At 50.7% G+C, this 10,566-nt stretch carries 11 protein-coding genes; 6 read left to right on the top strand and 5 right to left on the bottom strand.

The window, feature by feature from the left end; all coding sequences use genetic code 11:
- Positions 1 to 170: 170 nt before the first annotated feature.
- From RN22_RS09530 to pspA, 5 genes are all read right to left on the bottom strand, one after another.
- A complete protein-coding gene (locus RN22_RS09530) occupies positions 171 to 1,184 on the bottom strand; it encodes a YcjF family protein (RefSeq protein ID WP_046304078.1) in 1,014 nt (337 codons plus the stop codon).
- Positions 1,185 to 1,192: 8 nt separating this feature from the next.
- Positions 1,193 to 2,587: a YcjX family protein gene (locus RN22_RS09525; RefSeq protein WP_046304077.1), complete on the bottom strand. Its 1,395-nt coding sequence runs from the start codon at positions 2,585 to 2,587 to the stop codon at positions 1,193 to 1,195.
- Between the two features lie 79 nt (positions 2,588 to 2,666).
- Positions 2,667 to 3,053, bottom strand: coding sequence for an envelope stress response membrane protein PspC (gene pspC / locus RN22_RS09520; protein WP_046304076.1), 387 nt, complete (start codon positions 3,051 to 3,053; stop codon positions 2,667 to 2,669).
- Positions 3,050 to 3,280, bottom strand: a complete 231-nt coding sequence (gene pspB / locus RN22_RS09515; RefSeq protein ID WP_002539261.1) for an envelope stress response membrane protein PspB — start codon at positions 3,278 to 3,280, stop codon at positions 3,050 to 3,052. The genes pspC and pspB overlap by 4 nt, the downstream gene beginning before the upstream one ends.
- A gap of 25 nt (positions 3,281 to 3,305) precedes the next feature.
- Positions 3,306 to 3,971: a phage shock protein PspA gene (pspA, locus tag RN22_RS09510; protein WP_002539260.1), complete on the bottom strand. Its 666-nt coding sequence runs from the start codon at positions 3,969 to 3,971 to the stop codon at positions 3,306 to 3,308.
- A gap of 186 nt (positions 3,972 to 4,157) precedes the next feature.
- Here pspA and pspF point away from each other — a divergent pair, with 186 nt between their 5' ends.
- The 6 genes from pspF to RN22_RS09480 all read left to right on the top strand — a co-directional run bounded on the left by pspF (position 4,158) and on the right by RN22_RS09480 (position 10,539).
- Positions 4,158 to 5,168, top strand: coding sequence for a phage shock protein operon transcriptional activator (pspF, locus tag RN22_RS09505; RefSeq protein WP_046304075.1), 1,011 nt, complete (start codon positions 4,158 to 4,160; stop codon positions 5,166 to 5,168).
- Positions 5,169 to 5,279: 111 nt separating this feature from the next.
- Positions 5,280 to 6,899 (top strand): ABC transporter substrate-binding protein SapA, encoded by a 1,620-nt coding sequence (gene sapA, locus RN22_RS09500; protein WP_002539256.1) that lies wholly within the window; start codon positions 5,280 to 5,282, stop codon positions 6,897 to 6,899.
- Between the two features lie 3 nt (positions 6,900 to 6,902).
- Positions 6,903 to 7,865: an ABC transporter permease subunit gene (locus RN22_RS09495; RefSeq protein WP_002539255.1), complete on the top strand. Its 963-nt coding sequence runs from the start codon at positions 6,903 to 6,905 to the stop codon at positions 7,863 to 7,865.
- Positions 7,852 to 8,739, top strand: a complete 888-nt coding sequence (gene sapC, locus RN22_RS09490; protein WP_002539254.1) for a putrescine export ABC transporter permease SapC — start codon at positions 7,852 to 7,854, stop codon at positions 8,737 to 8,739. The genes RN22_RS09495 and sapC overlap by 14 nt, the downstream gene beginning before the upstream one ends.
- Positions 8,739 to 9,749 (top strand): oligopeptide/dipeptide ABC transporter ATP-binding protein, encoded by a 1,011-nt coding sequence (locus RN22_RS09485; RefSeq protein WP_002539252.1) that lies wholly within the window; start codon positions 8,739 to 8,741, stop codon positions 9,747 to 9,749. Before sapC ends, RN22_RS09485 begins: the two co-directional genes overlap by 1 nt.
- Positions 9,733 to 10,539 (top strand): ABC transporter ATP-binding protein, encoded by an 807-nt coding sequence (locus RN22_RS09480; protein ID WP_046304074.1) that lies wholly within the window; start codon positions 9,733 to 9,735, stop codon positions 10,537 to 10,539. The genes RN22_RS09485 and RN22_RS09480 overlap by 17 nt, the downstream gene beginning before the upstream one ends.
- Positions 10,540 to 10,566: the final 27 nt, after the last annotated feature.

Genomic DNA, 10,566 nt, shown 5'->3' with positions numbered 1-10,566 from the left:
GCCGATAACGCTGCAGAAATTCCCCACAAACGCTGCCCGAAGGGTTCTGCCCTGAGCGCTTTATGCTTTGTTGAGGTGTATTTGCTTAGAATGACTAGGCGGCATACACCTCGCCGTGCCTAAAGCGCTTATGGCTTGAACAAAATTCAACCACCAAAGGCCAACAGCCCCTAGTTTCCTGGAGTGAGTTTGGTAAGTAACTGCTTACGCATGTCAGACAATTTTGGGGCTTTGGTGCCAATGTAAGGCAGTGGGCGCATCACAGACATGGCTTTATAACCCAGCCTCGCCGTCAGCAGCCCAACACCTAGCCCTTGCGCAGCCCTCGCAGAAAGCTTGCCTGCGATATCGACCGAAAGTAGATCCGTACCAATATCCGTGATCGCTTCACTGGCTCCTGCAAATGCCATGTTAGCCAGTACTAACCTCAACAAGCGAATGCGCGACCAGTAGCCCAGCTTCACACCATATACTTTGGAGATTTGTTCCAGCAGCCTGAAGTTTCGCCATGCCACCAACAACATGTCAGCCACAGCCAATGGGCTGAGGGCGACCATGACCGCGGCTTCTGAGGCGTATTTGGTCACCATTTTCTTGGCACGGGCATCTTGTTCTGTCACTACCATCTGGTCGTAGAGTTCGAACACTTCCCGGTCGTTATGCGTCGCTGCCAGCGACGTCTGCCATTTATCATAACCGGCCGTCAGTTCAACCCCTGACTGTTTGGAAAGCTTCTCGCAAACGCCTTTGGCTTTACCGATGCCTTCAGCCGCCATGATGGCAGTGACTTCCTCGCGTTCATCCTGTCGGCCTTTAAGGCGACGGAGTGCCAGAAATTCCCGCCCCAATGCGCCTATGCCCATCGCCGCGATACCGGCGACAAAACCGCTCCAGCCGACAGTCAGCCAATCTCCGGCCTGTACTGCTTTCCACACAGAATCAACCGTTTGCCAGCCAACCAAACCAATGCCTGCAACGGCGAGCGCTCGCAATCCCCAACGCTTTTTTCTCGTAGAGGTTAACGTCGCTTCCAGTGCCTTCTCGGCATCACTTTCTTCTTCTATGCTGGTGACAGCAAACGAAGTGTTGTCCTGCTCAAATTGACGCTGAAACGTCAGCTCAGGCGACTCATCCTGTTGTTTTTCAGGCTCATCAAACACGACAGCTTTTTTATAATCGTTCATCTCGCCTCCTACCTCAGTTTGTCGCCCAGCAAATATTGCAGCGCCTTGTCCACGCGAATGTGTGGTAATGGCTCATCCACATCGGTTTGCTGCGGACGGAACTGACGGAACTCGAATTGGTTATCCTGCCAGAAAGCCTCGCCCGGTAACCTCGACGGCACATCGCCCGGGTACATCAACATCGGCTCGCCATTTTCCAACGTGCCGCGCAGTGCAGACATGGTGTCACCCTGATGGTTTACCATGCCGGGCTCAGTCGCCTGAATCGACGCCAAGCTGACACACTCCATATCAATGCCTTCAAATGCCGCTGTTTGCCAAGCTTCGTGGATCAGCTGCTGGAGCAGAGAAACCAGATTCGGGTGCTGGTCTGGCGTCACATGGTCAGCTTTGGTCGCCGCAAACAGTATCTTGTCGATGCGCGGTGCAAAGAGTCGGCGCAGCAAACCGCTTTTTCCGTAGCGGAAGCTTTGCATTAGCTGCTCCAACGCCATTCGCATATCGTTAAACGACGCTGGGCCTGCATTGAGTGGTTGCAAGGTATCCACCAGCACGATCTGTCGATCGACTTTAGAGAAATGCTCTTGATAGAAGCCTTCCACAATATGCTGGCAGTAGTAATCGTATCTCTGTTTCAGCATGGCGTAGTTGCTGCCTTTCGGCGCATTCGCCAGTTGGTTTTCACCATACTTATTGCCAACCAATGGGAAAAACTGAAGCACGGGCGCGCCTGCATATTCACCCGGTAACACAAATCGGCCCGGTTGCACCCAATGCAGCCCCCCTTCTTCCTTACAGGCATGAAGGTAAGCGGTAAATTTCGCCGCTATCTCGCCGATCAGTTTTTCATCCGCGTCTGCCAATGGGTCGAAGCTGTCGAGCGCTTCCAGCCAAGCCTCTGCCAGCTCTTTGCGCTTGCCAGTCAAGATGCCACTTTGTTTACGCGACCATTCATCAAAACTCATGGAGAGCAGTGGCAAATCAAGCAGCCATTCTCCGGGATAATCAACGATGTCGAGATACAGCGTTGCGGTATCTTGCAATAACTTCATCGCCCCTTTTTCAGGTCGATAACGGATTTCCAGTCTGATCTCGCTGACATCGCGCGTTGGAGAAGGCCATGTTGGCGGATGAGCGCGCAATGATTGAATGCCAAGATCGTAGTCAAAGGCAGGAATATGCAGCTGACTCTGCTGTACACGTCGCGCACCGAGAACACGTCCTTCGCGGACGGGCGCAAACAAAGGCATGCGCGGATTGGTCGCGCTGTGCAGCAGTTGATTGATGAGTGAGGTGATAAACGCGGTTTTACCTGCACGGGAAAGTCCAGTCACGGCAAGACGAACGTGCCTGTCCAGACTACGACTCACCCATTTATTCACCTGACGTTTCACTGAATTCATAAATAGCAGCACCCCTCAAAAGGTAAATCCCCCGCGATAAAAGCGGGGGATGAGGACACAATAACTATTGTTGCTTTGTTTAGAGCTTTTTGAACTGTCGATTTAGTTCATACTCTTTTGATGTCACGTACGCTTCCATTTTGCCAACGTCCCGCTCCATCTCTCCCATTTCATTATCAATATCAGCAAGCAATTGGCTTGCTGATTTACCTTGTTGCCAAGGTTTTTGTTTCACTTGATGTTCTTTGTAATGGAAAGTCCGTTTTGCCTCTTCCGGCGGCATTTTTTCAAGGATGAGCATGGCAGCAATGTATGCCACGATAACGAAAAAGCCCAGTCCCATCAGAAATGCCGTCACAGTCAGGATCCTCACTAACCAGATTTCCATCCCGAAGTAATCGGCGACACCTGCACAAACGCCACCGATCTTCCCGTTTACAGGATCACGATACAACGTTTTGCTCATTGTCTATGTCTCCAATTTGGCGCTTCCTCATCAAGAATGCGCTCCAGAGAATGAATGCGGTCCTGTAAAGCTTCCGCGCGGTTTGCCAGGGCTTGCAATTGCTCAAACTCATCACCACTCAAACCCTGACCAACTTGTCGTTTACTTCGGTAGTGGAGCCACAACCACAGTGGTGCAACGAATACAAAAAACACCACCAGTGGAATTGAAAGAAACGCCATTGACATGCCTACTCCTTACCTTTGCGAGGGCTTATTCTTTATCCTTAAGTTCCGCTTTCATGCGCTCAAGTTCTTTTTCGATTTCGTCTTGCGCTTGCAGGTCTGCAAATTCGTCTTCAAGACGTTTGCCTTTGCCGATGCTGTAGCTGTCTGCTTCTGCTTCCAGCTCATCGATGCGGCGCTCATATTGCTCGAACTTTGCCAGCGCTTCATCAGTGCGACCAGTGTCCAGTTGGCGACGAACATCACGGCGTTTGCCTGCCGCTTCACGGCGAATTACCAGTGCTTGCTGACGGGCGCGGGTTTCTGCCAGCTTGGTTTCAAGCTCTGCAATTTCGTTACCCAGTTTACCGATAGTTTCTTCGACCAGATTGTACTCTTCTTTGAGGGTCAGCAGGACATCGTGCACTTTTTGCTTTTCAATCAGTGCCGCGCGAGCCAGATCTTCACGAGATTTCTGAAGGGCCAGTGTCGCTTTTTCCTGCCAATCTGTCAGTTGACGTTCAATGCCTTCGATTTTACGCGCCAGTTCTTTTTTGTCTGCCAGCGCACGTGCTGAAGAAGTGCGAACTTCAACCAGTGTGTCTTCCATTTCCTGAATGATCAGGCGAACCATTTTTTGTGGATCTTCTGCTTTGTCCAGCAGCGAATTGACGTTAGCGTTAACAATATCTGCAAAGCGAGAGAAAATACCCATTGTGATGCTCCTTTTTGCCGAATGCGCTCTGTGCGCTTACAGGTGAGGAAAAACCTCATTTGCCAGATATATATCAATCCCCGTGCCAACTTTTATATCCTATAAATTACAACAAGTTAACACATTGCGTGCATTTTTCACTCATAAGGGTATGATGAAATAAACTAACAGTTGGCAAATTTCACCATGCAAAAACCTGACAACCTGATTGGCGAATCCGATCACTTCCTTTCCGTCCTCGATCATGTCTCCCGTCTTGCGCCGCTCGACCGCCCTGTACTGATCCTGGGGGAGCGGGGTACAGGTAAAGAACTCATCGCCAAGCGCCTGCATTATTTGTCACGCCGTTGGGACGGCCCGCTGGTCAGCCTGAACTGCGCAGCACTGAGTGAAGGCCTGATTGATTCTGAGCTGTTTGGCCATGAAGCCGGCTCTTTCAGTGGCGCGAAAGGAAAACACAAAGGCCGCTTTGAACGGGCTGAAGGTGGGACTTTGTTTCTGGACGAGCTGGCGACATCGCCACTTGGCGTGCAGGAAAAACTGCTTCGCGTCATCGAATACGGTGAATATGAACGCGTGGGTGGCAGCGATGTGCTGAGCGCGGATGTCAGGCTGGTGTGCGCGACTAACGAGAACTTGCCCCAGATGGCCGATGACGGGGAGTTCCGCGCTGATCTCCTCGACAGGCTTGCCTTTGATGTTATCCACCTTCCGCCATTGCGAGAACGTCAGGGAGACATCCTGCTTCTCGCCGAGTATTACGCGCTGAAGATGTGTCGTGAACTCGGTTACAGCTACTTTTCCGGCTTTTCTACGGAAGCCGTGAAACTACTCAACACTTATCGCTGGCCAGGTAACGTACGTGAGCTGAAAAACGTGGTAGAACGGGCCATATACCGTCACGCAGACGAAGGCAGCGAGATTGATTCCGAAGACATTCAACTCGACCCATTCAAAGCGCCCTGGAGAAACGAAAAGCCTACTGAGAAAGCGGAGTCGAAATCAGAAATCACCTTCCCACTCGATTTACGCCAATGGCAGCAGGATCAGGAGAAGGAAATTGTTGAAAAGGCGATGGAACAGGCACGTTTTAATCAACGACGCGCCGCAGAGCTGCTTGGCTTAAGCTACCATCAAATAAGAGGGTTGCTGCGAAAATACAATCTGGTTGGTGAGGAAAACACCGATTCGGCATAAGTTTTTCGCCAATTGTTCTGAAATTACCCAGATATTTACGCCGCCACTTGGTGACTCAGTTGCTTCAGTGGTAAATTAAAACACTTAACTTTATCACCTAATCATTGGCTTATGAGCGCTCTAGGCCGCTTGCTGCTGGCAAGCGTAACCATCCTCTTTTTAGCAGGATGTGAAGACCCGTTCTCCGATAACGCTGCGCGTAACCGTGGTTTCATCTATTGCGGCCCGGGTCAACCGAACACCTTTAACCCACAGCTGACCGATGGCGGCCTCACTGCTGATGCGCTCTCCAGTCAAATCTACGATCGGCTTCTTCAGCTTGATTCACAAACCTATAAACCTGTGCCCATGCTGGCTCAGAGCTGGGAAGTAAGCCCAGATGGCAAAGAATATATCTTCAATCTTCGCCAGAGCGCCAGCTTTCAGGTTACGGACTGGTTTATTCCACATCGTGGCGTAAATGCAGAGGATGTCGTTTTCAGCTTTAAGCGGTTGATCGACCCTGAGCATCCCTTTCACAATGTCTCAGGTGGCGACTATCCGTGGTTTGAAAGTATGGATTTCGCAGGATTGGTTGACGATGTTATCGCCCTCGATGATTACACGGTGAAATTTGTCCTATCTCGACCCGATGTGTCATTCCTGTCGACACTTTCGACCACCTATGCGGTCATTCACTCAGCAGAATATGCAGAGCACCTTTTAACAAAAGGCACACCGGGGGAAATTGACTCACACCCTGTGGGTTCTGGCGCGTTCTATCTGGATGAGTATGAACCTCATCGCTTCATTCGACTAAAAAGGCACTGGGGTTACTGGAATGGCGCAGCACCTATGGAGCAAATCGCCTACGACATTAGTAACCGCGGTACGGGCTCTCTAAGTAAACTCATCACCCGCGAATGTGATGTGCTTTCATCGCCCATTGCCAGCCAACTTTCCGTTATTGAAAACAATCCCGATTTTGTACTGGCCTCGCAGACAGGCATGAATGTGGCGTTTCTCGCACTCAACACTCGTCACCCCGCTCTCTCTGAGTTGGAAGTTAGGCAAGCCATTAGTCTGGCCATTAACCGCGACACACTGATCCAATCGGTTTACTACGGTACAGGCACACCCGCTAACGGCATGTTGCCACCGATGTCTTGGGCTTATAACGAAAAGTCTAATGCGGTTTACGACCCGCAACTTGCCCTCAGCCTGATGGCGAAAGCCGGCTACCGACATGGCTTTGAAGTCGACCTGATCGTTCCTTTAACACCGAAAGCCTATAACCCAAGTCCACGGAAAACGGCAGAGTTGATTCAAGCGAATCTTTCGCCGATTGGTATCAAAGTGAATATCATTGCGCTGGAAGACATCAACAGGAAATTGCTCAGGGACGATATTAACGAATTGGGCATGGTGTTAACCGGATGGATTGCAGATAACGGCGACCCGGATAACTTCCTGAGGCCATTGCTCTCCTGTAATGCCAAATTTACTGGCTGGAACCTTTCCAATTGGTGTAATCGCTACTTTGACCGCTTTCTCGACACTGCTATAGAGATTGAACAGCGCAATGAACGTCGGGACTTATATATACAGGCGCAACGCATTCTAAATGACCGTATGCCGGTGATTCCATTGGCACACGGTGTTCACTATCAGGCGCGAAATGCGTCACTTCAGGGCATCACGTTAAGCCCGTTTGGAGACAAATCTTTTGCTAACGTATCCAGGAGCCGCTGATCTATGTTGATCTATGCTATTCGCCGGCTCAATCTTTTCATTATTACCCTACTGATTCTGACGATGATCGGCTACAACATCGTGAAGCTCGACCCGCTTTCGGTGTTTAATCAATACGAATTCTGGTCGGGTTGGGTGCACTACCTACGTGAACTCATGCAAGGCAATCTTGGTATCGCAGCCAATGGTCAACCCGTTACGGAATCTTTATCACGGGTATTTCCTGCCACTTTAGAGCTGTGCTTTTTTGCTTTCATCCTCGCGTTGGTTCTCGGTATTCCATTTGGCACCTTGGCTGGGATTCGTCGCGGTTCTTCAGCAGACATGGTGATTTCATCGCTCACGCTGGTGACATTCTCGATGCCAATCTTCTGGATGGCTATCCTAATGATCATGGTGTTTTCTCTGTACCTGGGTTGGTTGCCTGTTTCTGGCCGTTACAACCTGCTGTTTGAGATCCCGACTGTAACAGGTTTTGCCTTCGTTGACGTGTTGCTGTCTAACCACCCTCAACGCAGTCAGGCACTGGAAGATATTATCCGCCACCTGATCATGCCTACACTGGTGCTGGCGGTAGCGCCGACGACTGAAATCATCAAGCTGTTGCGCGATTCGGTCGCAGAAGTCATGAGTCAAAACTACATCAAGGCAGCTGCAACCAAAGGGTTGTCGAAATCAGAAATCGTAATGCGTCATGTGCTGAAAAATGCCCTGCCACCCATCATTCCAAAGTTCGGCATCCAGATTTCTACCATGATGACATTTGCCATCATTACTGAGTCCGTCTTCAACTGGCCGGGCATTGGTACCTGGCTATTGGACGCGCTGAGCTTCCAGGACTATGTCGCGGTGCAGGCCGGAGTACTTGCAGTCGGCAGTGTGGTACTGATTGCGAACATTTTCTCTGATCTGACCGGTGCAGCGATCAGCCCGCTGGCAAGGAAGGAATGGTATGCCCTCAAATAGTGTTTATTTAGAAGAGCGCATCCCAACGCAACTTGAGCGCTCATGGAAAGCATTTAGGGAAAATACACTTGCAGTGTTCGGTTTCTGGTGTCTGTGCATCCTGGTTCTCGTGACCATACTTGCGCCTTGGATCGCCCCTTACAGTGCACAATTTCAAACCGGTGAGCTGCTGATGCCGCCCTCTTGGGATACCAAAGGCACCGTTGACTATTTCCTTGGTACCGACGACCTGACCAGGGACATGCTTTCCCGCCTGATTGAAGGTTCTCGCCTGACCTTTGGCTATGCCATTCTTGTCGCTCTGGCCGCAGGTATCTTAGGCGTGCTTATTGGTATTCTCGCTGGGATGACCTCTGGCCTGAAATCCAGTTTCCTTAATCACCTTCTGGATACCGTGCTCACCATCCCTTCGCTGCTTCTGGCAATTATCGTGGTCGCTTTCCAAGGCCCCGGAGAGATGAGCATTTTACTGGCTGTATGGCTGGCACTGATCCCGCGTTTTATACGTGCTGTGTATACCGCTGTACATGCTGAGATGGAGAAGGAATATATCCTTGCTGCCCGTCTGGATGGTGCGAACAGTTTCTATCTGCTCTACCACTCTGTGTTACCGAATATTCTGGTCACACTCAGTACGGAGTTAACCCGTGCCATATCGGTTGCGATTTTGGATATTGCTGCGCTTGGTTTTCTGGGACTTGGTGCGCAGGCGCCGTCTCCAGAGTGGGGCGCAATGCTGGGTGATTCAATCGAACTGGTGTTCACTGCACCATGGACAGTGACCCTGCCAGGACTGGCTATCATGATAAGTGTACTTGTCGTCAACCTCGTCGGTGATGGCATCACGCAGGCGATTAACGCGGGGACAGAGTAATGCCGTTGTTAGATATTCGACACCTGACGATAGAAATCGAAACACCTCAAGGCTTGGTGAAAGCAGTAGACCGCATGAGCCTGACCATCAGTGAAGGTGAAATCCGTGGTTTGGTGGGCGAATCCGGATCAGGTAAGAGTCTGGTGGCCAAAGCCATCTGTGGCGTCACCAAAGATAACTGGCGTGTGACCGCAGACCGTTTGCGTCTTGGCGATATCGATCTGCTTGCTCTGCCCGCCAGAGAGCGACGCCATGTGGTCGGCAAAGATATCGCGATGATTTTCCAGGAACCATCAACCTGCCTCGATCCTTCGGAGCAAGTGGGTTATCAGTTAGAAGAAGCGATACCTTCAGGCTCGTTCAGTGGAAGTTGGTGGCAAAGGCTTTCATGGCGCAAACAACAGTCCATCGCGTTGCTGCACAAAGTAGGGATCAAAGACCACAAGCGCATCATGAAAAGTTATCCGTATGAGCTAACCGATGGTGAATGTCAGAAGGTGATGATTGCGATGGCGATTGCCAACCGCCCTCGCCTTCTCATCGCAGACGAGCCAACCAACGATCTTGATCCGATCACACAGGCACAAATATTTCGCCTGCTCAGTCGTACCAACCAGTTAGCGAATACGACGATTTTGCTGATCAGCCATGACTTGACAACAGTTACCCAGTGGGCAGACCGCATTACGGTAATGTACTGCGGGCAATCCGTAGAATCAGCAGGGCGAAAACAAATCCTGCAAGCTCCTCATCACCCCTATACCGACGCGCTGCTTCGTGCGATGCCAGACTTCAGTCTGGATATTCCACATAAGAGCAAACTGGAGGCTTTGCCGGGCTCGATCCCACCTTTGCAGCATTTGCCAATTGGCTGTCGTTTAGGCCCTCGATGTCCTTACGCCCAACGCAAATGTGTTGAGGTTCCTCGGACACGTAAAGTGAAAAATCACAAATTTGCCTGTCATTTCCCACTCAATATGGAAGTCAAAAAGCATGACCGCACTGCTTGAAGTCGATGGCTTGTGTAAAAACTATCAATACCGCACAGGTCTTTTCACTAAGCGGGTGATTGAGGCGGTAAAGCCAGTGTCATTTTCGCTTGAAGCCGGGGAAACTCTGGCATTTATCGGCGAGAACGGTTCAGGCAAGTCCACACTGGCTAAAATGCTTGCCGGTGTGGTGTCTCCATCAGGTGGCGAAGTTCGTGTGAATGGCGAAGTTCTGCAGGCGAATGACTACAAAACACGCTGCAAACTTATCAGAATGATCTTCCAGGACCCCAATACTTCATTGAATCCGAGAAACCAGATAGGTCAAATCCTGGAAGCACCGCTTAAGCGAAACACCAACATGACGCCGCAAGAGCGTGAACGACGTGTTGTCGATACGCTACGTCAGGTGGGTTTGCTCCCAGAACATGCTTATTTCTATCCCCAAATGCTGGCGACCGGCCAAAAGCAACGTGTATCGCTAGCCAGGGCGCTCATTCTTCAGCCATGTGTGATTGTTGCTGATGAGGCTTTGAACGGATTGGATATGTCTATGCGTTCACAGATCCTCAACCTCCTTCTGGAGTTGCAGGAGTTGATGGGGCTTTCCTATGTTTACGTGTCCCAGCACATGGGCGTGGTAAAACATATGGCCGATAAAGTGATGGTGATGCAAAACGGTGAGGTGGTAGAAGCAGGGACCACACAACAGGTATTTACCGCACCTGAGCATGCCTTAACGCAAAGGCTGATTGAAAGCCATTTCACTGCGCCCACGCTCGACAGGCGCTCCCGCTACAATACCGCCTGATACAAGAAAGCCCTGCATTGCAGGGCT

Origin of the sequence: Grimontia sp. AD028 (genome assembly GCF_000973155.1) — a bacterium.
Lineage (GTDB): Bacteria > Pseudomonadota > Gammaproteobacteria > Enterobacterales > Vibrionaceae > Enterovibrio > Enterovibrio indicus.
The sequence above is the reverse complement of the archived record's forward strand: the minus strand, read 5'-3'. Positions and strand labels throughout refer to the sequence as shown.

Coding starts and splice junctions, on each gene's coding strand:
- pspC (WP_046304076.1), bottom strand. CDS start 3,053: ATGAGCAAAACGTTGTATCGTGATCCTGTAAACGGGAAGATCGGTGGC.
- sapC (WP_002539254.1), top strand. CDS start 7,852: ATGCCCTCAAATAGTGTTTATTTAGAAGAGCGCATCCCAACGCAACTT.
- pspB (WP_002539261.1), bottom strand. CDS start 3,280: ATGTCAATGGCGTTTCTTTCAATTCCACTGGTGGTGTTTTTTGTATTC.
- RN22_RS09495 (WP_002539255.1), top strand. CDS start 6,903: ATGTTGATCTATGCTATTCGCCGGCTCAATCTTTTCATTATTACCCTA.
- RN22_RS09485 (WP_002539252.1), top strand. CDS start 8,739: ATGCCGTTGTTAGATATTCGACACCTGACGATAGAAATCGAAACACCT.
- pspA (WP_002539260.1), bottom strand. CDS start 3,971: ATGGGTATTTTCTCTCGCTTTGCAGATATTGTTAACGCTAACGTCAAT.
- pspF (WP_046304075.1), top strand. CDS start 4,158: ATGCAAAAACCTGACAACCTGATTGGCGAATCCGATCACTTCCTTTCC.
- RN22_RS09480 (WP_046304074.1), top strand. CDS start 9,733: ATGACCGCACTGCTTGAAGTCGATGGCTTGTGTAAAAACTATCAATAC.
- RN22_RS09525 (WP_046304077.1), bottom strand. CDS start 2,587: ATGAATTCAGTGAAACGTCAGGTGAATAAATGGGTGAGTCGTAGTCTG.
- RN22_RS09530 (WP_046304078.1), bottom strand. CDS start 1,184: ATGAACGATTATAAAAAAGCTGTCGTGTTTGATGAGCCTGAAAAACAA.
- sapA (WP_002539256.1), top strand. CDS start 5,280: ATGAGCGCTCTAGGCCGCTTGCTGCTGGCAAGCGTAACCATCCTCTTT.